This window comes from Granulicella mallensis (assembly GCF_014203225.1).
GTDB classification, from domain to species: domain Bacteria; phylum Acidobacteriota; class Terriglobia; order Terriglobales; family Acidobacteriaceae; genus Granulicella; species Granulicella mallensis_A.
In genome coordinates this window covers 186,259-212,650 of the sequence record NZ_JACHIO010000011.1, presented here as the reverse complement: position 1 = coordinate 212,650, position 26,392 = coordinate 186,259, and the positions used below count along the sequence as shown (strand labels likewise).

Sequence of the window (26,392 nt, the reverse complement as noted above, 5' to 3'; positions counted from 1 at the left end):
TGACCGTAAACGCCGTTATCGTCAGCAATAAATTACTGATGAGAAGCCAACTTGTGAGGGCTCACAGCAAGGAGATTTGCTCTAGTTCGCGGTAGGGGTCTCCTCCATGTGGTCGATCACCAGGACTGGGTAGGGGCGTTTGGTCTTTTCTAATTTCAGGCCCAGCTGTCTGCTAATAGCGTCGAAAACGGAGAGGGCGCCATTGGGATCGGAGCTGTTGGGGTCGGCACTTCCGCCGGTATTGGGAAGGATCTTGTCGGCGGAGCTGAAGCTGAGGGTGAAGTCGTAGGAGCCCTTGAGGCCGGTGCCGTCGACAACGGGATTGTAGATGTACCCACCTGCAACGTGCTGAAGCTCGTCGCCGATCTGGGGGATAGTCATATTCTGGCAGGTGATGAGCCGGTTGAGGACAGGACTCTCGACCCGAGGGTCTTTGCCGTCAGGGCCTGGGCCCTCCTTACATCTGGTACGCTCGGTCGGGTCGAGGGTGGGCTTGAGTCTGGGCTTAATGGCTATCAGAGTGTAGGCGGTGACCGGGCGATCCTCCATGTGCCATTTCATCTGAAAACGCTCGCTGATCAAGGCCCGAAGCATACTGCGAAGGTCTTCAAAGTTGATCAGGTTGCCGGAGGCGAATTTGTCGACGCGAACGTTGGTTCCAGCCTTGGCGAGAAAGTCGAACTTAGCGGTGTCGAGCCATTTGGGAGCGTTAGCGATGCTCTCTTTGTTGTTCGGATTGAGGTCCCAGCCGAAGGTCAAGAGAAACAGGAGAGGAATCGCGCGGGTCTCGATCTGGTTGCCGGTGATGCGGGCATAGCCCTTCTCATCGGGGGCGCTGGGTTTGATCACGGCGACTTCGAAGGGTGCCGCGGGCGGCTCGGGAAGAGCTTCGGCTATATTGGCGGCGTTGGAAGTAGGAGTTTCGTCAACGCTCGCAACCTGAAAGACAGGGCGGGGCGCCGTTTTGAGTTCCAGCTTGAGGCCTAATTGCTTTTCTACGGCGGCGAAGATGGAGATGCCGTCGGCACCCTGCTTCTCAAGCTGGTCGCGCCCCGTCCACTTGATGGTGAAGTCCCAGGCTCCGGCAAGATTGGTTTCATCAACAACAGGTTGATCGAGATATCCGCCTGCGAAGGTATGAAGGGTATCGGCGAGAGACACCATGGTGAGGTTCTTGCAGCTGACGGTGATATAGGACGGAGCTCCGGAGGGAGGGTTTTGCTGCGGCGGGAGAGGGACGCAGGAGCTTTCGCCGTTCCCTTCCGACCCGGTCATCTTCGGCTTTCCGGAGCCGGCAGAGAGGATGTAGGTCGGCATAGGAGCAGTACCGGTTTTGACGATAAGGTGAAAACGGGTGGCAAGCAGGGTACGAAGCATGAGCTTGACGTCGTCCTGTGTCGTCTTGGGAGGGACTGTGGCACGGATATCATAGCGATCGCGCTCGAGCCAGGTGGGACCTCCGTTCACGTTGACGGCATCGACTCCATAAGCGGTGGCAATGAGATCGACCATGGTGGCCTGGGTGAGAAAGTAGCGGTCGCCCTGGATGGAGTTGCCGTGCATGAACGGGTTGGACGTGAACGGACTCGTGTGGACGTCGGCGATGACGAAGGATTTGGAGACGGCAGCGGTCTGGGCTATCGACGAGACCGAGACTGAAAGAAGCGCGAAAAGGGCAAAGGCTGCTCTCATGGGAACCTCAGGGCGACGCAAATTGAAGACTGAATGCAACCGGACCAAACGCGTAAGGGGGCTGGGTTAAGATTGCCCCCGGTAACAGTGGTGTTGAGTTTATCCCTATAAGTAATGTTTTCGGCGACTGTACTTGGTGATAGACGCTGAGGGACCGGATTCGTCTTGAGAAACGCCCTTCTTCTCAGTAGGTATAACAGAGCTTGAATTCTTTTTGATCAGCGGCTCTACGGCTTCTCCGGCCAGGAGTGCCTTGGGTATCGACGCATCAGCTCGCGGCGCACTTCGGGATAGAGCCGCTCCCAGAATCCGGCCAGGTCGGTTGTTGTCTGCACGGCCCGTTGATTCGGCGCGAGCAGATGAACGACCACCGGCGTTCTGTTCACTCCGATCCTTGGAGTCTCATGCATACCGAAGAAGTCCTGCAGGCGCGAAGCGATCCAGGGAGGTTTGCCGCGTTCGTAGTGAATCTTCGTCTGCCGCCCACCTTGCAGCCGAACGCTGACAGGCGCAAGCTCACGAAGCGCGCGTGCATCTATTGTCTGTTCGAGTGCTGGTATGAAATCTTTTGCGGCATCTTTCAGTTCCGCAAAGCTCTTCAGTCCGAGGCACAGGTTTTTTAATGCCTGCTGCAGGTCCGGCGGCTCCAGACCTGCGAACTCGATACGCGCCATGAAATCGGACAGCACGTCTCCCTCGACAAAACGGTCGAGGCCAACCTCCATCGCCTTTTCAGAGAGCAGATCGGCGGCGGCTTCCACTTCAGGGATCGCGTGGCGAGACTCCTGGATCGTCAGCTCGTCATAGAACAGAGCACTGACCTCCTCCACCCTCTCCGACGTACGATTCCACGTCACGCCGGATTGCTCGCGCACACGATCCGGAAACAGGTCGATCAGCCACTCCGGCTCAATGCGTGAGGTCATGCGAACCAGCGGCAGCGGCTTCTCTTTGCGGTCTTCGACATCGATCGCGACCATGAATTCATAGCCCGGAGGTTCGCCCGCGACCTCGGCCGAGACTCCCGTTGAAAGCTGCACCTGGTTCCCTGCCCGTCTGCGGGCCACACGGTCTGGAAAGCCAAGCAGCACGGACATCAGGAGAGCATCGTCCTCATGGCTGCTCTGTCGCGGAGGACGAGCAATTCTGCGAAGTTGCTGTATCTGTTGTGTGGTCCGGTAGTCCATCGGCTGCTCCATTGCAGCGAGGAGATCGTTCTTTTCGGAACGCGCTCCAGAGCCAAGCAGGGCCGCCACAGTACAGCCGTCTTCCCCTGCGTTTCGTTCCATCGACTCGACGAGGACGCGCGACAATCGTGGCGACAAGGGATAGCGCGACAATCGTCGAGCCATCTCTCCGCTAGCCCCGAGGCGATCGAGCAGCAACTCGGCGTTTTGGACCGCTGCCAGAGGAGGAGCATCAAGCCAATCCACCTGTCTGAAGTGATCGATGCCCAGCACCCGCAACGACAGGCAAAGCTCGGACAGATCGCTGCGCAGAATCTCCGGCGTATCGTGCTCGGGCCGTCGCAGAAAGTCTTCCTCCGGATAGAGCCGCAACACGCGGCCCGGACCTGTGCGTCCAGCGCGGCCGGCCCGCTGCTTCGCCGATGCCCTGCTGATCCTGCCGATATGCAGGGTCGGCAACCCTGTCCACGGAGAGTACGTCGCAAAGCGCGCCTGTCCACTATCGATGACCGCACTGACGCCCTCTACCGTGACGGAGCTCTCAGCGACATTCGTGGCCAGGATTAGCTTTCGCTGCGGACTGGGGGAGATGGCTCGATCCTGTTCCGCAGGAGAGAGGTCTCCCTGCAATGGAAGCACCACTAACTCATGCTTGCGTGCAAGGAGCTCGCACTCGCGCATCGTTCGCCTGATCTCGGCGACACCAGGCAAAAAGGCCAGAATGTGGCCCTTTTGCCCGCCTGCCAGCAATAGGTCCATGGCGTTCCTTACCTGCGCAGGAAGCGGCTCTGCAGAATAGGCCAGATGTTGGATGGAGAGCTCGAAGAGTCTTCCCTCCGACCGCAAAGAGGGACAGCCCTCCAGATATCGGGCGATGGGCGCGGCATCGAGAGTGGCGGACATCACTACGATCCGCAGATCGGGACGTGTGCGCTGCAGTCGCTTCAGGAGTGCGAGCGCGAAATCGCTATCGAGATGCCGCTCGTGGAACTCGTCGAGTACGACTGCGTCCACTCCCTTCAGGCTGGGGTCGGAGAGCAGACGCCGGATCAGGATTCCTTCGGTGACAAATCGCAGCCGTGTGCGTGGCCCGCTGACGTCTTCAAAGCGGACCTGATAGCCGACGGTTTCGCCAGCCTGCTCGCCAAGCTCCGCCGCTACTCTCCGCGCAGCCAGACGAGCCGCGATCCGACGCGGTTCCAGGACCACGACTTCTCCCTTTACGGAGGCGAGAATCGCAGGCGGGACGCGGGTCGTCTTGCCCGCGCCCGGTGGGGCTTCGATCACGAGGTTAGGATTTCGCTCAAGAGAGGCGATAATCTCCGGTAAGAGAGCGTCTACCGGAAGAGAAGGTCTGGAGTTCACTGATTTCATCGAACCACGGCGCTACGTCGCCGTCAATCTATCGATGGACAGCGGGCGAGTTCGTGCAGAGAGGAACATCGTGCAAGGGCAAAGCGCGAAACACCAACTGTACTTCGGTGCTTACTTTCTCCCACCAGGAGTACTTTGCTTGTACAGGTTGGCATAGAGATGCTTGGTCACCTGGTAGCAGTCGCAAGCTGCGGCTTCGAGGTTTTCGCGATTGAGGATCTTCACCCGTCCACGCTGGTATTCGATCAGCCCGCTGCGTTGAAGAGATCCGGCCACCAGGGTAACGGTCGAACGCTGCGCTCCAAGCATCATCGCGAGAAACTCCTGAGTGAGGTTCAGAACATCGGACTGGGTCCGGTCCTGCACCATGAGCAGCCAACGCGCCAGCCGCTCTTCCGCTTCATGAAAGCGATTACAACCGGCAAGCTGGCTAAGGCTCAGAACCTGCTCCTGGATGAATTCGTTCGCACGATCCCGTACGTCTTCGGACGAGCGAAACGCCTTCTTCAACTCCGAGAAAGGGATCTTGAGCCCGGTTCCATCCAACTGCATGAAGCAATGGGTGGGAACGAGCCCAGGCCCCAGAAGCTGCAGGCTGCCCGCAATCCCCTCTCGTCCGATGATTCCCACCTCTGCCGTCGCCCCGCTCGACATCGTGCTGACAACGGAGGCAATGCCTGAGGTTATGAAGTAGGCATGCGAGGGGACTTCCTCCGCGTTGTACAAGACCGTCCGCAGGGGAAGAGTGACAGGGGTAGAGCGTTCCAGAAGAAAATCTCGATTTTTAGAAGAAAGTGAAGCCAAAAAGAGGTTCGCCTGAGATGAAATCATTTCAATCCTTTGAGTCAATTCGCAAAGGACGGCCCTTTCGAGGAAGGGGGGCTGGTTACCTCTTTGATTTGGAACGAGTTAGTCTCGCTGACTTGTGATTGACCATATACCTCGGAAGATGGAAACTCTGTTCGATACCAGACCAACCGACGCTCGAAAGAGAGGTAAATCCAAAGAAAATGCTTTTAGCATTTGCGGCAATATTTCGTCTGTTCGATATGCAACATAATGCAGCTTCAGGCCGTCCTATTTGTAACGAAGCCTCACTGGTCTGCGGAGAAAAGGTTCTCCAATTCAGACACCGTGACTACCGGTGTTCTTACCAGCGCATCATACGTGGGAAGAACGGTGGGAGAACCGTAATGGATGTAGCTACTATTTCGGGCCTGCAGTCCAAGCTGGTGCTACTAGCCGATGTCTTGCAAAAGGTGGAAGAACGAGCCACGGCCGGTCAACTGGCTCTTGAAATGATCCACGAGATCAAAAATCCTCTCGAAGCGTTGGGTCACCTGACATACCTTGCCTCTCAGGAGGCCGATGATCCGGATAAAGTGCGAACGTACATGCGGCTGGCTGAAGAACAGATGATGACACTGGATCATGTCGTCGGACAGACTCTCGGCTTCGCGAGGTCTTCTCAGGCTCCAAAACCCATTGACCTGGCGATCCTGGCAGAGGCTGCACTTCGCATCCATCAACGAATGATCGATACCAGGAAGATACGCCTGGTGAAAGAACTGCCCCAAGGCCTGGTGGCTGAGGTCTATCGTGGGGAAATCCTGCAGGTCATCTCGAACCTGATCGTCAATGCGCTCGATGCCCTGCCCGCTGACGGTGTTGTGTGTATCCGGCTTCGCAAGCGCCGGGGCGAGATTCATGTCCTCGTTGCCGATAATGGTCACGGCATTCCAGCCGAACACAGGAATGAGATCTTCCAGCCCTTCTTCACGACAAAAGCCGATCGCGGCACAGGACTGGGCCTGGCGCTGTCCTGGAAGATTATCGAACACCACCATGGCAGGATCTGTATGCGCAGCAGCGTGCACCCGGGCAGAAGCGGCACGATCTTCAAGATCTGTCTTCCGGCGAAAGCCGAGTCCATCTGCTGATCTAGACCGTAATTCCACTTTCGAACTCGGCGTAGTTATCGAGATGGTCCTTGATGATGCGGTAGCACTCGCAAGCTTTCTTTTCGAGTCCCTCAACATTGAGGATAGAGATTGCCCCCCGGTTGTACTCGATCAATCCTTCCTCTTTAAGATGACCGGCACCTAAAGAGACCGTAGGCCGGGTTGTTCCCAGCATGTCGGCGAGAAATTCCTGCGGCATCTTGAAATGGCTCGTATGCGCTCGGTCCGCGCAGAGCAGCAACCAACTGGCCAGGCGCTGCTCCAGGTTGTGCTTTGCATTGCAGCCCGCCGATTGGGCCGTTTGCACCAACTGTGCCTGAACATATCTCAAAGCCAGGAATTGGAAGGTTCCACCAGCACGAAACTCCGCTCGCGCAACCTCGACTGGAGAGGAGTATCCGTGACCTGCGATCTGCGTATAGACGCGATTGAGGCTTCGTTTCGTTCCCATGAGAGCGGAGACGCCGATTACACCTTCATAGCCGAACATGCCGACCTCAACCTGCGAACCGTCCTTGAATGTTGTCGTCATGGACGCCATCCCCTCCTCCACGAAGAAGAGATGATGGATCGGCACGCCCGGAAACTCGATCTCGTGTCCCAATTCAAAAGTGACTGGAGACAGACAGAGGCGAGCGATTACCTCTGCTTCGAGGTTTCTCAAAAGCGAGTTCTTGAATGTGTAAGAGCGCAAGCTAGAGCCTCGCAGCCGGATAGACCCGTTCCTTAGTATGCGCTTCTATGGTTGAACGCGAAGCTTCAGGCTTAGAGCCCGGCGATGAGGAAACGCGGATCCAGAGAAATCAGGCCAATCTCTTCCGCATAAGCCGATATCAATGTCTGCGGAGATCTCTTGCCAAGTCGCTTCTCCACCCAGACGATTCGCCCCTTACGTAGAACCCCACCATCTGAAGATAGCCCCTTGAGAGAGCCTTCTTCCACCTGGTAGGGAGTATTCCCCATGACTGTATAAATCTCGCGATACTCTTGTGGTTTCATAAGATTCGTCACGCCTACTCACCCTCTTTTAAACGTAGATGTAAGTCACTATCACTAAGGATGCCCGTTCTTCGAGCGTCCTTTTCGAAAATGTTTCTACAGAGAAAAGACAGTCTCTAAAAAGCCAACGTCTGGTATCGTACAGACACTAACTAAATTCGATTGATATCTTGGCGTGCAAGGCACGGCGTAAAAATCCCATCTAAATCTGTCCGAAGCTTTACAGAAGTTTCGGGAAAATGCAATGAAAAAGCTCGAAGATTTCTTGCAATGTGACTATTTATTCGGAGGCCCAAGATGGCTGAGCCTATTTCTATTCTGCTATACGGTCAGGATTCACTCCTTCTCCAGACCAGACAATGGGTGCTGGAAGCGGCTGGCTACCAGGTGCGGACGACAACGGAGTTCTCAGAAGTTGCGCTCGTGCCCGACCCTGTCGACCTTCTCATTTTGTGCCACTCCCTTTCACTTGAAGAGTGTGGGCGCGCCTTTGCCTTAGCATCTACCCGGTGGCCCAAGATACGGTGCATCGTTCTTCCTGAAGGTGCTTCAGCCTGCTCCGAGCAAATGTTGTGCTCCGTGCTGGATGCGACCGGAACCCCGGCAACGTCTCTTCCAGAAACACGCCCTCACCCTGAAACCTACCGCAGACAACTCTCGCCTCAGTTCTGGAAATTACCTCTAAGCCGTTGAGCGAGGTAGTTGGCGTTGCAGAAGGTTTACTAACGCAATCTCTTCCTGCTTCAATCCACGGTATTGCGTAGCAAGCTTCTTTTTCATAGGCCTCGTCGTTGCTTCGATCAGAGCTCCTCCCATATAGCAATCAAGAACGGTGGGATGCACATAGCACTTCCGGCAAATGGAGGGCGTATTGCCAAGTTGCGCCGCTACAGCTTTGATCGTTTGCACTACGTTTCTTTTAGCCTCTGTCTCCGATTCAAACGCCTCGCACTTGCAGAGCAGACTGCAGGACAACACGGTTCCTGCCCATGTCCGGAAGTCCTTCGCGGTGAAAGGCTGGTCGGTGATCTCCTGCAGATACGCGTTCACATCCGCTGAATCCACCGTATGGTGCATCCCTTCGTGGTCGAAGTACTGAAACAGCTCATAACCCGGAATATCCTGACACCGCTGAACGATCTTCGCCAGCCTGCGATCGTGGATGTCTACGGTGTGATGGATTCCACTCTTGCCCTGAAAATTAAACGTAATCGTCGAACCATCTACCCGCACATGCTTCTCACGCAGAGTAGTCAGCCCATACGATTTATTTTGCCGCGCATACTCGGAATTTCCGATACGGATCAACGTAGTTTCCATCAACCGTACAAGGGTAGCCAGGACTTTTCTGCGCGGTAACCCCGGCAATGCCAGGTCTTGTTCTACCTGTTTGCGAATCGTCGGCAAAGTCGAGCCAAAGAGGAGCATCCGTTCGTATTTGGTTTCATCCCGCACCTCTCGCCAATGCGGATGGTAGAGGCTCTGTTTTCTGCCTCGAGCATCGCGGCCCGTGGCCTGTAAGTGCCCTTTTGCATGAGGACAGATCCAGACCTCGGACCACGCGGGTGGAATGACGAGTGACTTGATACGCACCAGAGTTTCAGCGTCGTGTATGACGCTGCCAGTGGTGTCGATATAGCGAAAACCGTGATGCCCCTGTTTCCGTTGCAGGCCCGGCCTGGTATCGGAGACATACCTCAGCCCTGCGGCCCTCGCTGATTCAGCCGGATCCGCCAACACCTCTGTTTTTTGTTTTTTCGCTGGCAATGGCTTTATCCTGCCGATCCCTTGATGCAGCCTTTTAGCTTTGTTACGAGGCCCTCTACATTGGTATGGATGCTTGAAGACTTTGCTGGGTAGCCCTTGTACTCGACTTCTACGATTCGCATCTATGAACATACGCAGCCGGTGCCGACCAGGCTAACGGCGCTGGAGAGATCATGTCTGAGATACGCGTACTGGATATGTCAGAGATTCCCTTGGGGCAGAAGAAGACCGTCAAACTGGGCGAAACCGAGATTCTGCTCATTCACTACGAGAAGGGTCTCGTTGCAGTCCAGTCGCAGTGCCCGCATGCCGGAGCACCGCTGAAAGAGGGCGCTGTCTGCAATGGTCGGCTGGTGTGTCCCTGGCATATGGGCACGTTCGAACTTTCTACAGGTGCCCTGGTGGAGCCTCCTCCGATGGAGTCGCTCAAGATGTATCCAGTGAGAGTGGAGGGCGAAGATATCCTGGTCAATCCCGAACCTCTTCCGACGGCCACAAGCACCCCCGTTCAAAAAGAGGAACTGGTCTTGCTGGCAGGAACGGGCGCCGCAGGCGCGATAGCCGCAACTACTTTACGGCAGGGTGGTTTTGCGGGACGCATCCTGGCTGTAGATCCAGTGGAAGAAGAACCTGTTGATCGGACGGTCTTATCCAAAATGGCACTTAGCGGCGAGATGCCCCTGGACCAGATCGGATTAAGTACCTTCTCGGCCACAAAGGTGGAACGCATCTATGCTGCGGTTCTGGAACTTAGCGCCGCTCAAAAGGAGGCGCGCCTGAGTGATGGCAGCATCGTGAAATTCGATAAGGCGCTCGTAGCTACCGGAGGCAAGCCAAAGCAGCTAGAGACTCCAGGCGCTGAACTGGCATATACGATTCGTCATCCTAGGGATGTCCAACGCATTCTCAAGGCAGCAGAAGGCAAGAAGGAAGTCGTCATCGTTGGAACCAGCTTCATCGGACTCGAAGCGGCCTCGGCCCTGGTACAAAAAGGTCTTCGGGTTACGGTAGTTGGTAAAGAAAAGCTACCCTTTGCGAAGTTATTCGGCGAGGAGGTCGCCCACGCGCTGAAGGCATTGCATGAGAGCAAAGGAACTCGCTTCCGGCTTGAGGTAGAAACCTCCAGCTTCGACTCTTCGGGGGTAACGATTCGAGCAGGAGAGAAAGACGAACGGCTGCCGGCAGATTTGATCATCGCAGGGGTCGGTGTTCTTCCAGATCTCGAGTTCAAGCACGATCTGCCCCTGGCTGAAGGCGGGGGCATCGCTACCGATGCATCGCTGCAGGCAAAGAATGAAGTTTGGGTAGCCGGTGATATTGCCAGCGTCTCAGGCACGCGCATCGAACACTGGCGGCTCGCACAACAACATGGCAGGGTGGCCGCACTCGCGATGCTGGGGCAAGATTCAAGATATAACGGCGTACCGTTCTTTTGGACCTTCCACTACGGGAAGCAATTGGAATATCTCGGTCACACAGAAGACTGGGATGAAGTGGTGATCGATGGAGATCTGAAAGAACTCAACTTCATGGCCTTCTATATCAAGCAGGCACATGTAGCTGCAGTGTTGAGTTGCGAACGCGAGACACAGACAGCGATGCTTGCTGAAGTGATGCGAAGCCATCCAACTCTCGAACAGGCACGTCAGGCTATCGCTTGACCGAGCCGGAGTTATAAGAACTACCCGAGAGGGGCCCGAATCTTATTCGGGCCCCTCTCGGAAACAACTAGTCTTCTTCGTTCGTCTTCCAGATATAGAGAAAGTCGTCATCGCTTGAAGTGGCGAGATTGATCTTTCCTTGCCGCGCGGCCCGGCTTAGCGCGGAGCGAATGTTCTCCTTGGTATCCGGCAACTCAGAGAGGGGAACCTTTAGAGCTGTACCTTCGCCTAGCTGGGCGATGTCACTCAATAGCTGAGTGATGATCGCTTTATGCTTCCCGTCCCGCCCTTTTGGAACATTTACCTGGAGCACCGATTCGAACTTCATCGGCTCTGAAACTGACTCATCGTTTTCCACGATTCCTCCTAACGCAAAGGTGACGCTAAACTAACGCTAACGAGATCATAAACTGATCCTCCAATCAGTTGTCAAGCCAAGGCGCTCTACAGAAGCTAAACCCCTCTTCATCTGACAGATGCAAAAGAGTTAACCCGTAAAGACAGAACAGGTCTACGGTCGTTACAGAGGTATTTTAGATGGCTGCCAAATCAAATTTCCAAGTCGTTCCGCTCGTCGAAGTACCCAAAAACGACGCGGATTTTTACACCAGCAACCGTCGACCGGTTGTCTTAATTGTGGACGACGAGCGAGTCATCGCGGATACCCTCTCCATCATCCTCAAGAAGAATGGTTTCGCGACGCTCACTGTCTATGACGGAAAAGCTGCCCTGGAGTTAGCCAAAGCGGAGTTGCCCGACCTGCTGATCTCCGACGTCGTCATGCCTGGGATGAGTGGGATCGAACTGGCCATTTCCCTGACTCAAAACGTCCCGGAGTGCAAGATTCTCTTGTTCTCGGGACAGGCTGCCACCGTCGACCTGCTGGCAAAGGCCCGTGAGATGGGCCACAACTTCACCACCCTGGCCAAGCCGGTGCACCCTAAAGACATGTTGCGGCGCATCTCGGAGTGTCTGGAGGTGTCAGATCATATTCCTGACCTGGAACCGGCCCCCCACCAGCATGCCTATCCCTTGCAGTAAGGAGTAATAGACGATGGCGCGGTCGTGCTGCAAAAAGATGTGGCACCAACGCGCCGTGGCTATACTCCGCAGATCAGTATCGTGCGCGAAGATGGCAGCCGCCCTGCCTTATTGCCCCTCCTGAAGACATCCAGCCTTCAACGTGCGACCATCCGCTCGCCTCGGAGAACCGTGCATAAAGCGCTCCGATATATTGTCTAGAAAGATTCTGACTGCATCGCGTGCCCGATAGCGCAGAGGTGCGTTCCAGCAATCTTGAGAACCTACAGGCAAGGCGGGATTGGCTTGAACAAAGAATATCGCTCAGAGAAAACCGGCTTTCGGCTTCTTTCTTCGTGGCTTGCGGCTTTCGCGCTGCTTCTTTCACCGCTATCCGGGTATGGAGCAGATTTGATTAAGCCGAAGGTTCTCGTTATCGCCACCTACGAGACCGGCAAAGACCGCGGAGATGTTCCGGGCGAGCTGCAGTACTGGGTGGAGCGGGAAAACCTCGATCAGCCGATCAAAGTTCCTGGGATCGATCATCCGCTATTGACCAACGGAAAAGGCCTCTATGCCATGATCAGCGGGACGACCTCGCGTTCCGCCATCCAGATGATGGCTCTGGCCATGGATCCACGATTCGACCTGCGGCAGACTTACTTTCTACTCAGCGGAATTGGCGGCGGCGATCCCCATCGAGTCACTGTGGCAAGCGCTGTGTGGATACGGCAGATCGTCGACGGAGACCCCGCCTTCGAGATCGACAGCCGGGAGACGCCCGCTTCGTGGCCCTATGGAACCATCGCCCTGGGAGCGACCGAGCCAGGCAAGGTTCCTGACAACGTCGATTCCGCACCCGCAGCAGGAGTCTCCGATGATGGGGCCGGAGGCGTGGGAAGAATTGTCTATCGCCTCAACCCCTCTTTGGTGGATTGGGCCTATCAACTTACAAAAGAGATAAAGCTTCCGGACAATGATGCGCTGGCAACTCAGCGTGCTCTCTTTAAGGATTTCCCAGGAGCGCAGCAGAAGCCTTCGGTCATGGAGGGCGATAGTCTCGGGACGGATCACTTCTGGCATGGAGCCATCATGACGCGCTGGGCCGAAGACTGGGTGCGCCTCTATACAAAGGGCACTGGCTCCCTGGCCGTATCGGATTGCGAAGACCAGGGAGTCGTACTTGCGATGCAGGAACTGGATCGACTCGGACGCGTCGACATGAAGAGGTTTCTGGTTTTACGGACGACGAGTAACTTCGTTATGCCTCCGCCGGGCGTCCATGCGGAGAAGAGTCTCTTTGATAACCTGGCGAGTTCGCCAGGTTATCTCCCCGCATTGGACGCCAACTATCGGATTGGTAGCATCGTGGTATCGAACCTACTGCAACACTGGGACCGATACGAGAATCAGGTGCCGTGATTCACCCCACAGGCCTCATCCTGCTGACCACGACCTGTTGAACGATGGAGATAACGTTGCCGAAGGACCAGTAGAGAGCAAGCCCAGCGCCGACCTTCCAGGTCATGAAGAAGCCCAGGACAGGCAACACAAGAGCCATCATTTTTCGTTGCACAGGATCAGTTCCCGATGAAGGGGTGAGAAGCTGCACCAGAAACATGGTGACCACAAAGAAGACGGGAAGAACATGGAGTGGGTCAAGTGATGAGAGATCATGCAGCCAGAGCCATTCAGCATGCCTGAGCTCGATTACGTTCTGGAGCATCCGATAAAACCCATAGAGCAGAGGCATCTGCAGCAGAAGAGGCAGCATTCCGCCGAACACGTTGATGCCCTCCTTCTTTTGCAGATCGAAGATCTCCTTGTTCATCTCCAGAAGGTGCGGGTCTCCCATCTTGCAATCTTTGAAACGAGCCCTGATCGCGTTGATCTGTGGCTGAATACGCTGCATCTTTAGCTGGGAGCGCATGGTCTTGATCCGCGTAGGCATGAGCACCAGATTGATGAAGAGCGTTAATATCAGAATCGCCCAACCCCAGCTATGAACAAGGTGAACATAAATCCAGTTAAGTGCCAGGAAGAGTGGCTTGGCAACGATGCGTAAAAAGCCAAAACGCACAAGCGGCTCCAAGTCGGGTCCGGTAGGCGACCCATCTGGCGCCAGCGCGTGTACGGAGCTGAGAAGCTCGATGGCCTTGGGTCCGGCAAAGAGTCGCAAGCGAATATGTCCCTCTCCATTACCAACAGCCACGCCTGGAACAGAGACTACATCGGAGAGGGTTGAATGGGTTCGGCCATTCGTTCTCGGAATACTGATCTCGTTACTCAAGTTAAGAACAGTTGTCTCTGTGGAGTGCTCGGGCAGGAAGATCGCCGCGAAATAAAGGTCGCTAACGCCCGCATAGTCGTAACTGCCTGTTTGTACGACGCCGGTGGCAATCGACTTCACAGTTTGGCTATCGAACTTCCCATTCAGGCTGGCATCGAACCGCCCGTCCACGTTGTAGTTTTGTAATGTCTCCTGATCACCCAATCCAGAAGGCCAGCAAAGAGAGGCGGCAACGGGCATCCCGCGATCTGTAACGAGGACATCGGCTCCCACGATGTAGCTCTGATCAAACGTGAATGTCTTGATGACACTCACCCCTCCTTCTGAATAGGTAAAGGTGAGCTTTCCGGGAGCGGCAAGTCTTCCGGTTGCAGAGGGTTCATAGAGAGCCTCGGCAAGTTGCCTCGTCAGCCCAGCTTTCTGTATGTAGAGTGAAAGCGGATAGCCATGCAGGGATGCAGCCCGCTGATTGACGAGATCCAGCGGTTGACCGGAGTCATCCGTATATTGCTTCAGTATCCACGACAGAACCTGTCCACCGCGATTTGAAAAGCGGATTCGGTAAAACTTGTTTTCGACGATGATTTCGCTTTCACTTGAGGCCTTCATGCTCTCCTGATTTGCCTGCACTGCGGCCACAAGAGTATTTGGCGCTGCAGGAATCACGGTGCTGGATGGCTTCGATTTCGGCTCAACAGGTTTCTTTTGCTGGAAAGCCTGCACTCCGAAAAGCGCTAGAAAACAGACTAAAGACAAGGCGAGAAGCGTGTGCACGTTCTGCCGGCCAGACTGCTGATTAGGATTCTGTAGTTCTGCCAATGGAATTCTCCTGGATATCGACGCCCAGAGTCTGGGCGATACCTGCTGGATCAATGGATCGCAGACGATCAAAGCCACCTGCATTGCCAGAGCTTCTACAGAGCTGGCAATGCCCCGCTAATTCCACTCGATGCTGGAATGCGGTCATCAGGAAGCAAATAGAGGCATGGCAGTTCTGATGACTGCATGCACTTGAGATCGATAGGGATTAGAGAAAGGAGACTGGCGGAGGAAGTTGAAAGCGAAAAGGAAGAGTCGGCTTCCGAGGAACGATAAGCGACGCACTAGACCGTTTTACGTATCCAAAATCGAGAACCGGTTCAAACAGATTCAGGCAGAGCGCCTGAAGACCGGCTATTAAGTGCCGATAGATATCCGCTGATCGTACGACCAGGAACATCAACAGGCTGGAAAGCAGGAGCAGAAGTATTACTTTGCCAATACCCAGAAATACGGAGGAAAAATAGTGCCTCGCATTGATGATAAACAGAAAGCAAAGGAAACTTAGACACGCTTGTCTGTTGCGACGGAATACCATGAACGCCTCTGCCGGACAAGTATACAGCTGACAGGGGATAAATCCAGAAAGACCTTGCCAAAGGGTGGAGCAGAGGGATGGATCACCTCGACTGACTAGAGCCGAAGTGATCCTCTTTTGAAGGGATATTGCAGGATGAAGACAATAGGTCACAAAAGCTCGGGGCTTTTGACATTGCGCTATTCATGCACGAGCGCACATTGCCGTTTACTTCGTCTCTTTTCGCCACTTCCGAACGGTCTCGAGCAGTTCGGCCTGGGTCAGCTTGGAGATATTTATATTCTTCTCACCTGCTTTGGCGTTCATGGGACGTACAGCGATCGCTTCCTTGATTCCAGGACGAACTCGCAGGAACACGCCGCTGGCTCTTCTTGGCCCCGGAATGGGAGGCGCCGAAGCCATGCGCAGCTCACCGTTCGGCTTCATGTTGCGTAATGCGTAGACGGCGCAATTGCCATCCTTCAGCAATTCGCGAATGACATCTTTGACTAGCTCTGACTGATTTGCGTTGAATTCAATACCATGTACATTAGGCATAAAACTACCCTTCCTCAGTGCAAATAGTACAAAGAACTTCCTTAGTAACTCGTAAAGATCTATCCGAGAAAAGACTGGCCATCCTTAACAAAAGTACCCAGCGTGTCGTAAATTCAGAGGTACTCTCAGCAAAGATTCGAACTGCACGAAGAACTGGATCGGAGATTTAATGGACACCACACTTACCCCGGCGCATAAGCCCATCAACTCCCCGCGCCAGGTTCTGTTCGCCAGCCTGATCGGCACGACCATCGAGTTCTTCGACTTCTACATCTATGCCACTGCGGCAGTGATCGTCTTTCCACAACTATTCTTCTCGGCGGCCGATCCTGCTTCCGCGAAGCTGGCCTCGCTGGCGACCTTCGGCATCGCCTTTCTGGCGCGGCCCATTGGGTCAGCGCTCTTCGGTCACTTTGGCGACCGCATTGGCCGCAAGACCACACTGGTCATCGCTCTGTCGACCATGGGAATCTCAACCGTTGCCATTGGGGCATTACCCACGTATCACACGATTGGTATTGCGGCGTCGCTGCTGTTGGCGCTATGCCGCTTTGGACAAGGAATCGGACTAGGCGGCGAGTGGGGCGGTGCCGTGCTGTTGGCCATTGAGAACGCGCCACCGAACAAACGTGCATGGTACGGCATGTTTCCGCAACTTGGCGCGCCGATTGGCTTCTTCCTCTCCGGCGGCGTCTTCCTTGTGCTCTCCCGCTGGCTCACCGATAAACAGTTCTTCTCGTTTGGCTGGCGGCTTCCGTTCCTCGCCAGTGCGGTGCTGGTCTTTCTCGGACTCTATGTCCGATTGACCATTACCGAGACTCCGGTCTTCCAGGAGACCCTGGATCGAGGCGAACAGGTAAAGCTGCCCATGCTGACGGTGTTTCGCGACCATACCCGGGCACTCATCGCCGGCATCGCGGTATGCCTGGCGACGTTCGTGCTCTTCTATCTCATGACCGTCTTCACGCTGTCCTGGGGAACCAGTGCGCTGGGCTATACCCGCGGTAAATTCCTGCTGATGCAGTTATTCGGAGTCATCTTCTTCGCAGTGACCATTCCCATCTCAGCGTTGCTCGCGGAACGTGGAAGAAAGACAGTCATGCTCTGGGTTACCGCTCTTATCGGAGTCTTCGGTTTGATTATGGCCCCGATGTTTTCGGCCGGCACCGTCGGCGCAGTCGCCATGCTGGCCTTGGGTCTGGCACTGATGGGGCTTACATACGGACCACTCGGCACGGTCATCTCCGAGCTCTTTCCGACGCGCGTGCGTTATACCGGAAGTTCACTGGCCTTCAGTCTGGCGGGCATTGTGGGCGCTTCACTGGCACCGTACATCGCCACGTCACTGGCCAAGAAGTACGGCCTGCCCTACGTCGGCTACTATCTCACCACAGCGGCTGTTTTGACGTTCCTGGGCTTACTTTCGATCCGGGAGACCAAGGATGACGATCTCTCTACGACGAGGGGGTAACGCACCTGCACCTTCCATACAATCGAGATCATGCGCACTGTCGTTATTACCGGCCCACCACCAGTGCAGATTCTGGATGTAACCGGGCCGCTTGAAGTCTTTTCTCAAGTACCAGGCTATGAGGTCGTCCTGGGAAGCCCGGACGGGAATACTGAGCTGCGTACAAACCGCGGCATCTCCCTGACCGGCGCAAAGCCGCTCGCGGAGATCGACGGGCCCATTGACACACTCATGATTGTGGGTGGTCCGGGAGCGGAGAGCGGCCAGTATGACGAAACCTTTCTTGCGTGGACCACAAGGGCAGCCGAGCGTTCAAGACGCGTCGCCTCCATCTGTACAGGAGCTTTCACGCTGGCTGCGGCAGGGCTTCTCGACGGGAAAAAAGTGGTTACACACTGGGACTTCTGCGATCGACTTGCAAGAGAGTTTCCAGATGTAATGGTGAGACCCAATCCTATTTACTTGCGCGATGGCTCTATCTACACCTCAGCCGGAATCACCGCCGGCATCGACCTGGCCCTGGCGCTCGTGGAAGAAGATCATGGGCATAAAGTCGCTCTCGATGTAGCGCGCAGACTTGTGATGTTTCTGGTTCGTCCCGGCGGCCAGGCACAGTACAGCCATATGCTGTCGCATCAGGCGGTCACGTCCAAGCCGCTGCGTGAACTTCAGATATGGATGATGGAAAACTTACGCGAGAATCTGACGGTCGATCGCCTGGCCGAGCGAATCGGGATGAGTCCCCGCCACTTTACTCGCACCTGTCTGCGGGAGACAAAGATGAATCCAGGGCAGTTTGTCGACCGCATGCGGGTAGAAGCTGCTCAGCAGATGATCGACAGTTCCGCTATGGGTCTCAAGGAAATCGCCGACGCAAGCGGTTTTCAGAACGCCGACTCGATGCGCCGCACGTTTCTTCGCATCCTCGGAGTCACAGCAGGAGAGTATAGCCGCAGATTCAATCGCAAAACACCCGCATAGGATTTGTGGCACGTTTCAGAAGCACATTCCCTTCGGGAATGACAACAAGAAAAGCAAAGGCAAAAACATGGAATTGCTGTTGCTTTTGTCTTTCTTGTTGTCATTCCCGAAGGAAATCTGCTTCTGGCTAGCGCCGAGCTCCTGCGACAGACACAACGCTCCAACCAGCCTTGCGAACTTAGTGACGAATCGAGTTCGGGAACGGAGAGTTCGCGATCAGGTCACAAAAGTTAGGGCTCTTGTACCCCGAAATAAATCGCTCACAGACATCGGCCTTGACCGTCCCCCAGGTCGAGCCCGGCTTGTGCGCGAAGCCGCCAAAGAACGCCTTGACGATGCCCTCCTTGAAATCAACGCGCGGGTAGGCTGCGACGATCTCCTCGCGAACCTCTACGGGAAAAGTGTCGAACCCTTCCCCCAGCACATCGAGCCCTACACCGGAGAACAGCAGGGCCACCTCGGGCTCCATATACTGCGTTACGCCCGGCGTGGTGTGCAGTGCAATCGCACGCCACGCGACCTGGATCTGGTCCTCAGGAATCTTGTGAGTGGTCAGGAACTGGCGCACCGCGTTCGCGCCATCGACTTCAAAGCGCTCAGTCGCGCTGGAGAAGGCCTTGATCAATCCGAGATCGTGAAACGCCGCACTGACGTACAGCAGTTCCGGATCGAAACGCAGCTTCGCCTGCCGCCCCTGTTCCGCTGCGAACAGGTAGACACGGACAGAGTGGTTGTAGATCAAGTCCGTTCCATGCTCGCGAAGAATATCGGTAGCTTCTTTCGCGAGCGTGGTATCGGGAATCAGAGTCGGGGTTTGCGTAGCAGTCATAGCTGGATCCTCCTTGCAGTTGCTGTACGCTCTTCGCGTTACAGCGTCTGACAAGTACGAATCTAGGAGGATTGCAGCCCTGACGCCACGACATAGATCCAGCAAAAACGGACACCCTTACTTGGGGTCCTTCCCTCTGCTGGTGAACTTGCTCAGGATGAACTCCTGGGCCAGCGCGCTGATCATACGGCCGCCCGTGGTGGTCAAAGCACTGCTAAAGACCAGGCCCGGGCCGCGATTGGAGGGAGGATAGTACACATTGGTCAGCGCAGCCGCGGCAAAGTCGCCACCAATGCTGGAGTAGTTGAACTCCTCGCGGCCGTTGTCACCCTTGGCGATAAAGGGACTGGCGAGGGCGTGCATGACACGAGACTTTGTCGTCCCCGTGCCCTGGTAAAAATAGCGCGGGTCCTGATGCAGCAGAGAAGGCAGTACAGCGCCGCCGATCATGATGTCGGAGGCAGCGTCAGCGTAGGCAGCACCAACGCGCTGACCATAGCCTTTTGCACCCTGAACGTAATCGGGCGTGTCTCCAGCCTGGTTGATACCCGCCAGAAAGATCGCCGTACCGAAGGTAACGACATCGGTGGAGGTTTTAAACGCGAGCTTGTACTTCAGCTTCGTCGACATCGGCACAAACCGATGATCGTAGGAGACATAAAAGTTGGGAATGATGCCCAGAACGCGCTGCTGCTCCTCCGCCTTGATCTGCTCCACGGCAAGCTCCGAAGCGCTAATCGCATCTACCGTCTGCACCGTCGAGACCGTGAGCTTGATGTCGGCGATCTCAGACTCCTGTCCCGGCGTAAGCACGAGAGCAGGCGAGGTCCAGTCCGCAAATCCCTTTGCGGTGACCGTGGCGTGATAGGAGACGGACGGATGGAGACCGATGAGCGCGAAATATCCATCCCCGTCTGCCGTGGCCTTGTGGTGATCGCCGGGGGAGGGCCCGTCGACGCTGATCGTCGCTCCGGGGATCGCACCGCCTTCAACATCGGTCACGGTTCCGGTCACACCTGCAGCCTGCGGCTCAGGAGCCGAAATTAACTGCCCAGATGCGTAACCAGATGCATAAACTGCAGAGAAACAGAAAGCAAAAATACAGATAAATTTCCTAATGCCCATAGTTAAAAAGAACGTCCTCCATAACAGACGCCTTAGGCCCCCTAAACGGTTCAAACATTGACAATTCTCGACAAAGATAAATCTCACAATCCACAGCGGATAGAGCTTGACTCCGAGGCCCTGCATGTTGTTCTTCAGCAAACATTAAGGTGGGGGCGATAGGCTTTATGCGAATGATGTCTCGCCGCTCCATCAGCAACCTTCGCGCGGGCCTGGCTCTCTGCCTCGCTTTGCCCCTCTGTGCAAAACCGTTGACGGCACAATCCGCGTCAACCCGAGCCGCAACCACGGAGGCTGTCACAACGATCTCGCTGGACGAGGCGATTCGCCGTGCCGAGGCTAACGAATCCGGGTTTGCCTCAGCCTCGGCCGAGAGCCGTGCCTCCCAACTGGACCGCTCCATCGCGCGTGCAGGCCTGCTGCCCTCGGCAAGCTTTCACAACCAGTATCTCTTCACCCAGGGCAACGGGTCGGGTGACCGCATCGGCCAGACGGCCAATGCCCCCGCGCCGCGCTTCATCGCTAACAACGCCGTGCATGAATATGCCAGCCAGGGAGTCGTCAACGAGACGGTGGGCCTGCAGCAGTTCAGCGCCGTAAGCCTGGCCGATGCCAACGCCGCAAAGGCAGCCGCCGAGATGGAGATCGCGCGACGGGGCCTGGTGTCGGCGGTGGTGACGCTGTACTACGGACTGATCTCGGCGGAGACGAAGCTCACCGCTCTTCAGGGCGCCGCCGATGAGGCCAATCACTTCGTAACGCTTACCCAGCAACGCCAAGAGGCACGGGAGTCGGCCCACGCCGATGTTGTAAAGGCTCAGTTGCAGCAGCAGCAGCGTACACGCGATCTGGCCGACGCGCAGGTGTCTGCGACACGAGCCCGGCTGGAGCTTGGCGTGCTGCTCTTCCCTGACCCGCGTACAGCTTTCAAGACCGAAGCCACCGCGGTACCAGTGCTTCCCGATCGCAGCGATATCGAAGCGGACGCCGCGAAGAACAACGCCGAACTAAAGAGTGCCCTGGCCTCGCTGCACGCGAGCCAGGCGGAGGTTACGTCGGCACGTGCAGCGTATCTCCCTGACCTCGGCCTGAACTTCACCTATGGCGTCGACGCCCCTCAGTTCGCCGCTAAGGGCCCGGATGGGGCGCGAAATCTCGGCTACTCGGCCAGCGCCACCCTGGACATTCCTCTCTGGGACTGGCTTGCGACGCAGCACAAGGTGAAGCAGAGCGAGATTCGCCGCGATGCCGCCAAGGTGGCGCTCTCCGCGGCGCAGCGCCGGTTGATCGCAAACCTCGCTGAGTTTTACGACGAAGCCGCCGCTGCACGCGATCAACTGGCCTCACTCGACCAGAGCATCATGACCGCGCAGGAGAGTTTGCGCCTGACACGGCTCCGTTATACGGGCGGCGAGGGCACGGTATTCGAAGTCGTCGACGCACAGAACACGCTCCTCTCCGCCGAAGCCGCGCGCGCCGATGGCGCAGTTCGCTACCAGGTTGCACTCGCTAACCTCCAGACACTCACGGGAAGGTTTTAACCCATGCTTCTTTGCTCACGAAATTTCATTGGCTTTGGCGCCGTGTTGTTCTGCCTCAGCACAGCAGGTTGCAAGAAGACCGAGCCCACACCTGAGGTCGCGGTTTCAGTAGAAGCTGCCAAACCCGAGACCGGTCCCATCTCAGAGCAGATCACCGGCGATGCCATCCTCGCGCCACTGGCACAGGCGGCTCTGTCGCCGAAGATCAGCGCGCCGGTCAAGGAGTTTTACGTGCAGCGTGGAGCTCATGTCCATGTGGGACAACTTCTGGTGTCTCTGGAAGACCGCGACCTTGCGGCGACGGCTCTCGACAATCGCGGCAGCTATACGGCAGCCGAAGCCGCCTACGACCAAACGACCAAGGCACAGATGCCAGAGGACACCCAGAAGGCCGAGCTGGATCTTGCTCAGGCCAAGGCGAATCTCGAGCTCAATCGCAGCATTGTGAGCGGCCGCAGGCAGTTGCTCAAAGAAGGCGCGATTCCAGGACGCGATCTCGACACCGCAGAGGCAGCGCTGGTGCAGGCACAAGCCGCGTACGACTCCGCGGCCAAGCACCTGCAGTCTGTGCAGAGCGTCAGCCACGCGGCCGCAGGCAAGAGTGCAGAGGGCCAGTTGACCTCCGCCAAAGGCAAGTTCCAGAACGCCGAGGCACAGTTGAGCTATGCCTCACTGCGCAGCCCCATCGACGGGGTTGTGACTGACCGTCCTCTGTTCGCTGGCGAGACCGCCCAGGCAGGCGCGCCGCTCATCACCGTGATGGACACCTCATCGCTGCTGGCGAAGGTCCATCTCTCGCAGGCAACAGCGCAGCGGATGAAGGTCGGCGATAAAGCGCAGGTCACCGTGCCCGGCATGGACGAACCGGTCGAGGCCACCGTCTCCCTCATCAGCCCGGCGCTCGATCCAGGCTCGACGACCGTCGAGGTCTGGGTGAAGCTCAAGAATCCCGACGGCAAGCTGAAGGCGGGCACTCCGGTTCATCTCGCCATTGCGGGACGAACCGTGCCGGATGCCTTGCAGATTCCAACCCAGGCCCTGGTCCCAGCGAAAGACGGCAGCCTCGGCGTCATGGTCATCAGCGACGGCGCAGCGCATCTGAAGCCGGTCCAAATCGGCATTCGACTTCCCGATAAGGTGCAGATCACGAGCGGCATCAGCGCGTCGGACATGGTGATTACATCGGGCGGGTATGGCCTCGACGACAACACCAAGGTCACAACGGCAAAGGCTGAAGGCGCGGCTGGGGACAAAGACTAATGGCCGCTCCCGAATCCTCTTCTTTCTGGCTGGCACGCTCGACGCGCACCGTCTTCTTCTTCGTCTTCGCCCTGACCATGGCTGGAGTCTGGGCCGCATTGCGCGTGCCGATCTCTGTCTTTCCCGAGACCAACTTTCCACGCGTGGTCATCGGCGTCGACAACGGCGTGATGCCGGTTGAGCAGATGGAAGTCACGATCACCAAGCCGATCGAGAGCGCGGTGAATAGCGTTCCGGGACTGGTTACCGTGCGCTCCAACACCAGCCGAGGTTCGGCAGAGATCAGCCTCTTCTTCGATTGGTCCGTGGACATGTTCCACACTCTGCAACTGGTGAACGCGGCCCTGAGCACCGTGCAGCAGAACCTGCCCGCCACGGCAAAGATCACCACCAACCGGCTGACCTTCGCGACCTTTCCCATCCTGGGCTACAGCCTTACCTCCGATACCGTCTCACAGACACAGCTCTGGGAGCTGGCCACGTACGATCTCGCGCCGCCGCTAAATCGCGTGCCCGGAGTCAGCACCGTAACCGTGCAGGGAGGCAAGGTTCCCGAGTTCCACGTCGTCCCCAACCTGGCGAAGCTGCAGGCTGCAGGGGTCACGATCCTCGACCTTACGAATGCCATTCAGGCCGCGAACATTATCGACTCGCCCGGCCTCTACGAACAGGACCACCAGCTCGTGCTCGGCCTCGTCGGCGCACAGGTGCACGACATCGACGGCCTGCGGCAGCTCGTCGTAAAAACCACCGCCAGCGGTACGGCCATACGTGTTGGAGACATCGCTCAGGTGGTGGACGCCACGATGCCCGTCTACACCGTGGTGACGGCCAACGGCAAAGCTGCGGTACTGATCAACATTACCCGCCAGTCTTCAGGCAACACCGTCGCCGTCGCAGACCAGGTTGCGGCGGAGATCGCACAACTACAAAAGAAGCTGCCGCCGGGCGTCACGCTGAAGCCCTACTACGATCAATCGCAGCTGGTGCGCGAGAGCATCTCCAGCGTGCGCGACGCGATCTTCCTCGGACTCATTCTCGCCTGCGTCATCCTCTTCGTCTTCCTGCACGACTGGCGCTCGTCCTTGATCGCCGGGCTGGTGATTCCGGTCACGGTTGCGGTCACCATTCTCTTTCTCTGGGTCATCGGCGAGAGCTTCAATCTCATGACGCTCGGCGGCCTGGCTGCGGCCATTGGCCTGGTCATCGACGATGCAATTGTGGTCGTCGAAAACATTGTGCTGCATCGTGACGCAGGCGAGCATCGCGTTGAGGCTGTACGCAAGGCCCTGCGCGAGATCATGCGCCCGTTGATCGGCTCCACGATTACGCCGGTCGTCGTCTTCCTGCCGCTGGTGGCTGTCACGGGCGTGACGGGCAGTTTCTTCCGGGCCTTGGCTATCACCATGACGGTCTCGCTGCTGACCTCGCTGGTGCTGGCGCTCACCTGGACGCCAGGCCTCGGCATCGTGCTGCTGCGCAGCCATAGCGAAGACACTAAACCCAAAGATGCCAGCGGCCATCCGGAGCCGGGCCGCATCCTGGCGCGCGTAATGCAGTGGCATTGCTCCGCGCTGGAGTGGTCGCTGCGGAAACCGCAGATACTCGGGCTTCTCTGCATAGTATTGGCTGCCGGTGCCTTCTTCGCTTATCGCTCGCTCGGCTCGGACCTGTTGCCCGAGATGGACGAAGGCGGCTTCGTGCTCGACTACATCATGCCGGCCGGCAGTTCGCTCGCAGAGACCAACCGCGTGCTAACCCACGTGGAAAAAATCCTGCACGACACTCCCGAAGTCGAAAGCACCTCACGCCGCACAGGCCTGCAGATGGGCCTCGCTGCCGTCACGGAGGCGAACACCGGCGACATCACCGTCAAGCTGAAGGCCAAGCGCAACCGTGCGATCGACGACGTGATGAATGATATCCGCGACGAGATTAAATCTACGGAACCGGAGTTGGACGTCGAGTTCACGCAGGTGCTGCAGGATATGATCGGCGACCTCTCCAACGCACCCGAGCCGATCCAGATCAAACTCTTCTCCAACGACTCGAAGCTGCTCTACCAGCTTGGGCCACGCATAGCGGATGCTATCGGGAAGATAAAAGGCGTCGTCGACGTGCAGAACGGCGTCGACAATACGATCAGCGGCCCGGCCACCAACTTCCAGGTCGATCCTGTACTGGCGGCCCGCATGGGCTTTACCCCAACCGAGGTCGCCGAAGATGCTACCTCGATCCTCGACGGCGTCACGCCGAACGATCCCCTGATCGCAAATGGCAGACCCTATACGATTCGCGTGCGGCTAGGCGATGAGACGCGCAGCTCGCTTGACGCAATCGAAAACACGGTCTTCAACAGCAGCACCGGCCACACCGCGACGCTCGGATCGATGACGGAGATTACGCAACTGCCGCCGCAGAACGAGATCCATCGTGAAAACCTGGAGCAGACCGTTGTCGTGACTGGAAGACTTGAGGGCTCCGACCTCGGCACAGGCGTGGCTCAGGTGCAGAAGGTCGTCGCGGCGATGCACCTGCCGCCAAGCATGCGTGTGGAGTACGGCGGTACCTATCAGGAGCAGCAGAAGTCATTTGCAGACCTGCTGCGCGTGCTCTTGCTGGCGCTGGTGCTGGTCTTCGGTGTGCTGCTGGCGGAGTTCCGCAATCTCTCGGCGCCGGTGGCGATCCTCGCCTCTTCGGTGCTGTCGATTGCGGGCGTCGTCTTCGCGCTGCTGGTCACGGGCATAAGCTTCAATGTGGCCTCGTTCATGGGGCTCATTATGGTGATCGGCATTGTGGCGAAGAACGGCATCCTGCTGCTCGATGCGGATGAACGGTTCCGCACAGAGGGTGCCAGTGCGCGCGATGCCATGCTGCTCGCCGCACAGCGGAGATTGCGGCCGATTCTGATGACCGCGGTCGCGGCAGTCTGTGGGATGTTGCCGCTGGCCTTCGCCTTCGGAGCCGGGTCGCAGATGTTGCAGCCGCTTGCGATTGCGGTGATCGGGGGATTGGCGCTTTCGATGTTGCTGAGTTTGGTGGTGACGCCGGTGGTCTATTACCTGCTCACGCGTAATGAAGAGCGTGAGATCGTCCTGTAGCGCACCAAAACAAGCCCCGAAGGGGCGACGCCATACCAGCCAAGGGCAACGCCCTGGGCCACGAAACCACATAAAAATATAGAGGGCTGAAAGCCTGACCTATCGTGGCATAACCGATAGATCGGGCCTTCAGCCCTCTGCCTTTTATTGGTCACCTAACCCAGGGCGTTGCCCTGGGCTGGTATGGTGTCGCCCTTCGGGGCTCGGCTTTGTGAGGCTTCCAATGGCATGTTCGCCAT

Annotated in this window: 20 protein-coding genes; 9 read left to right on the top strand and 11 right to left on the bottom strand. The window is 56.9% G+C overall.

From position 1 onward, the window contains the following. Positions 1-81 precede the first annotated feature (81 nt). The 3 genes from HDF15_RS14290 to HDF15_RS14280 all read right to left on the bottom strand — a co-directional run bounded on the left by HDF15_RS14290 (position 82) and on the right by HDF15_RS14280 (position 5,057). The gene (locus tag HDF15_RS14290) at positions 82-1,692 is read right to left on the bottom strand and encodes a TIGR03435 family protein (RefSeq protein WP_184256642.1); all 1,611 of its coding nucleotides are present in this window, start codon (positions 1,690-1,692) and stop codon (positions 82-84) included. A 227-nt stretch (positions 1,693-1,919) separates the two neighbouring features. Next, on the bottom strand, positions 1,920-4,253 hold the full coding sequence (gene hrpB, locus HDF15_RS14285) for an ATP-dependent helicase HrpB (protein WP_184256640.1): 2,334 nt from the start codon (positions 4,251-4,253) through the stop codon (positions 1,920-1,922). 111 nt (positions 4,254-4,364) lie between these two features. Then, entirely contained in the window at positions 4,365-5,057 is a 693-nt protein-coding gene (locus HDF15_RS14280) for a Crp/Fnr family transcriptional regulator (protein ID WP_260331091.1), read from the bottom strand. 389 nt (positions 5,058-5,446) lie between these two features. Between HDF15_RS14280 and HDF15_RS14275 the strand changes: the two genes are divergently transcribed. Continuing rightward, positions 5,447-6,193 (top strand): sensor histidine kinase, encoded by a 747-nt coding sequence (locus HDF15_RS14275; protein WP_184256635.1) that lies wholly within the window; start codon positions 5,447-5,449, stop codon positions 6,191-6,193. 1 nt (position 6,194) lies between these two features. Here HDF15_RS14275 and HDF15_RS14270 read toward each other — a convergent pair whose 3' ends face one another. The 3 genes from HDF15_RS14270 to HDF15_RS14260 all read right to left on the bottom strand — a co-directional run bounded on the left by HDF15_RS14270 (position 6,195) and on the right by HDF15_RS14260 (position 8,980). Next, positions 6,195-6,878 (bottom strand): Crp/Fnr family transcriptional regulator, encoded by a 684-nt coding sequence (locus HDF15_RS14270; protein ID WP_311733107.1) that lies wholly within the window; start codon positions 6,876-6,878, stop codon positions 6,195-6,197. A 101-nt stretch (positions 6,879-6,979) separates the two neighbouring features. Further along, positions 6,980-7,213, bottom strand: a complete 234-nt coding sequence (locus HDF15_RS14265; RefSeq protein ID WP_184256631.1) for a hypothetical protein — start codon at positions 7,211-7,213, stop codon at positions 6,980-6,982. A gap of 681 nt (positions 7,214-7,894) precedes the next feature. Further along, on the bottom strand, positions 7,895-8,980 hold the full coding sequence (locus tag HDF15_RS14260; protein WP_260331090.1) for a DNA topoisomerase IB: 1,086 nt from the start codon (positions 8,978-8,980) through the stop codon (positions 7,895-7,897). A 173-nt stretch (positions 8,981-9,153) separates the two neighbouring features. Between HDF15_RS14260 and HDF15_RS14255 the strand changes: the two genes are divergently transcribed. Further along, positions 9,154-10,641 carry an FAD-dependent oxidoreductase gene (locus HDF15_RS14255; RefSeq protein WP_184256629.1) on the top strand — a complete coding sequence of 496 codons (1,488 nt, stop codon included), beginning with the start codon at positions 9,154-9,156 and terminating at the stop codon, positions 10,639-10,641. 67 nt (positions 10,642-10,708) lie between these two features. On the opposite strand, the gene HDF15_RS14250 is transcribed toward HDF15_RS14255, so the two are convergent. Further along, positions 10,709-10,999 (bottom strand): hypothetical protein, encoded by a 291-nt coding sequence (locus HDF15_RS14250; RefSeq protein WP_184256627.1) that lies wholly within the window; start codon positions 10,997-10,999, stop codon positions 10,709-10,711. Positions 11,000-11,178: 179 nt separating this feature from the next. Between HDF15_RS14250 and HDF15_RS14245 the strand changes: the two genes are divergently transcribed. Both HDF15_RS14245 and HDF15_RS14240 read left to right on the top strand, forming a co-directional pair. After that, entirely contained in the window at positions 11,179-11,682 is a 504-nt protein-coding gene (locus HDF15_RS14245) for a response regulator (RefSeq protein ID WP_184256625.1), read from the top strand. Positions 11,683-12,072: 390 nt separating this feature from the next. Beyond that, the gene (locus tag HDF15_RS14240; RefSeq protein ID WP_184256623.1) at positions 12,073-13,083 is read left to right on the top strand and encodes a purine nucleoside permease; all 1,011 of its coding nucleotides are present in this window, start codon (positions 12,073-12,075) and stop codon (positions 13,081-13,083) included. A gap of 1 nt (position 13,084) precedes the next feature. Here HDF15_RS14240 and yidC read toward each other — a convergent pair whose 3' ends face one another. Together yidC and HDF15_RS14230 are read right to left on the bottom strand one after the other, a co-directional pair. Beyond that, the gene (yidC, locus tag HDF15_RS14235) at positions 13,085-14,854 is read right to left on the bottom strand and encodes a membrane protein insertase YidC (protein ID WP_260331087.1); all 1,770 of its coding nucleotides are present in this window, start codon (positions 14,852-14,854) and stop codon (positions 13,085-13,087) included. 661 nt (positions 14,855-15,515) lie between these two features. Then, complete coding sequence (locus tag HDF15_RS14230; protein WP_184256618.1) at positions 15,516-15,845, bottom strand: CRISPR-associated protein Cas5; 330 nt, start codon at positions 15,843-15,845, stop codon at positions 15,516-15,518. 169 nt (positions 15,846-16,014) lie between these two features. Here HDF15_RS14230 and HDF15_RS14225 point away from each other — a divergent pair, with 169 nt between their 5' ends. Next, positions 16,015-17,316, top strand: a complete 1,302-nt coding sequence (locus tag HDF15_RS14225; RefSeq protein ID WP_184256616.1) for an MFS transporter — start codon at positions 16,015-16,017, stop codon at positions 17,314-17,316. Between the two features lie 30 nt (positions 17,317-17,346). Beyond that, the gene (locus HDF15_RS14220; RefSeq protein ID WP_184256614.1) at positions 17,347-18,297 is read left to right on the top strand and encodes a GlxA family transcriptional regulator; all 951 of its coding nucleotides are present in this window, start codon (positions 17,347-17,349) and stop codon (positions 18,295-18,297) included. A 178-nt stretch (positions 18,298-18,475) separates the two neighbouring features. On the opposite strand, the gene HDF15_RS14215 is transcribed toward HDF15_RS14220, so the two are convergent. Together HDF15_RS14215 and HDF15_RS14210 are read right to left on the bottom strand one after the other, a co-directional pair. Beyond that, entirely contained in the window at positions 18,476-19,126 is a 651-nt protein-coding gene (locus HDF15_RS14215; RefSeq protein WP_184256612.1) for an HD domain-containing protein, read from the bottom strand. Between the two features lie 117 nt (positions 19,127-19,243). Next, the gene (locus HDF15_RS14210) at positions 19,244-20,128 is read right to left on the bottom strand and encodes a carboxypeptidase-like regulatory domain-containing protein (RefSeq protein WP_311733106.1); all 885 of its coding nucleotides are present in this window, start codon (positions 20,126-20,128) and stop codon (positions 19,244-19,246) included. A 290-nt stretch (positions 20,129-20,418) separates the two neighbouring features. Between HDF15_RS14210 and HDF15_RS14205 the strand changes: the two genes are divergently transcribed. From HDF15_RS14205 to HDF15_RS14195, 3 genes are read left to right on the top strand one after another with little or no spacing between them, the layout of a single operon-like run. Beyond that, a complete protein-coding gene (locus HDF15_RS14205) occupies positions 20,419-21,792 on the top strand; it encodes a TolC family protein (protein ID WP_184256608.1) in 1,374 nt (457 codons plus the stop codon). Positions 21,793-21,795: 3 nt separating this feature from the next. Continuing rightward, positions 21,796-23,052 carry an efflux RND transporter periplasmic adaptor subunit gene (locus HDF15_RS14200; RefSeq protein WP_184256606.1) on the top strand — a complete coding sequence of 419 codons (1,257 nt, stop codon included), beginning with the start codon at positions 21,796-21,798 and terminating at the stop codon, positions 23,050-23,052. Next, positions 23,052-26,153, top strand: coding sequence for an efflux RND transporter permease subunit (locus HDF15_RS14195; RefSeq protein WP_184256604.1), 3,102 nt, complete (start codon positions 23,052-23,054; stop codon positions 26,151-26,153). Before HDF15_RS14200 ends, HDF15_RS14195 begins: the two co-directional genes overlap by 1 nt. Positions 26,154-26,392 lie beyond the last annotated feature (239 nt).

What these genes read in the sequence shown, in the direction of transcription:
- HDF15_RS14290 (WP_184256642.1), bottom strand. Translation starts at nt 1,692, where the DNA reads ATGAGAGCAGCCTTTGCCCTTTTCGCGCTTCTTTCAGTCTCGGTCTCG.
- hrpB (WP_184256640.1), bottom strand. Translation starts at nt 4,253, where the DNA reads ATGAAATCAGTGAACTCCAGACCTTCTCTTCCGGTAGACGCTCTCTTA.
- HDF15_RS14275 (WP_184256635.1), top strand. Translation starts at nt 5,447, where the DNA reads ATGGATGTAGCTACTATTTCGGGCCTGCAGTCCAAGCTGGTGCTACTA.
- HDF15_RS14265 (WP_184256631.1), bottom strand. Translation starts at nt 7,213, where the DNA reads ATGAAACCACAAGAGTATCGCGAGATTTATACAGTCATGGGGAATACT.
- HDF15_RS14255 (WP_184256629.1), top strand. Translation starts at nt 9,154, where the DNA reads ATGTCTGAGATACGCGTACTGGATATGTCAGAGATTCCCTTGGGGCAG.
- HDF15_RS14245 (WP_184256625.1), top strand. Translation starts at nt 11,179, where the DNA reads ATGGCTGCCAAATCAAATTTCCAAGTCGTTCCGCTCGTCGAAGTACCC.
- yidC (WP_260331087.1), bottom strand. Translation starts at nt 14,854, where the DNA reads ATGCAGGTGGCTTTGATCGTCTGCGATCCATTGATCCAGCAGGTATCG.
- HDF15_RS14230 (WP_184256618.1), bottom strand. Translation starts at nt 15,845, where the DNA reads ATGCCTAATGTACATGGTATTGAATTCAACGCAAATCAGTCAGAGCTA.
- HDF15_RS14225 (WP_184256616.1), top strand. Translation starts at nt 16,015, where the DNA reads ATGGACACCACACTTACCCCGGCGCATAAGCCCATCAACTCCCCGCGC.
- HDF15_RS14220 (WP_184256614.1), top strand. Translation starts at nt 17,347, where the DNA reads ATGCGCACTGTCGTTATTACCGGCCCACCACCAGTGCAGATTCTGGAT.
- HDF15_RS14215 (WP_184256612.1), bottom strand. Translation starts at nt 19,126, where the DNA reads ATGACTGCTACGCAAACCCCGACTCTGATTCCCGATACCACGCTCGCG.
- HDF15_RS14205 (WP_184256608.1), top strand. Translation starts at nt 20,419, where the DNA reads ATGCGAATGATGTCTCGCCGCTCCATCAGCAACCTTCGCGCGGGCCTG.
- HDF15_RS14200 (WP_184256606.1), top strand. Translation starts at nt 21,796, where the DNA reads ATGCTTCTTTGCTCACGAAATTTCATTGGCTTTGGCGCCGTGTTGTTC.
- HDF15_RS14195 (WP_184256604.1), top strand. Translation starts at nt 23,052, where the DNA reads ATGGCCGCTCCCGAATCCTCTTCTTTCTGGCTGGCACGCTCGACGCGC.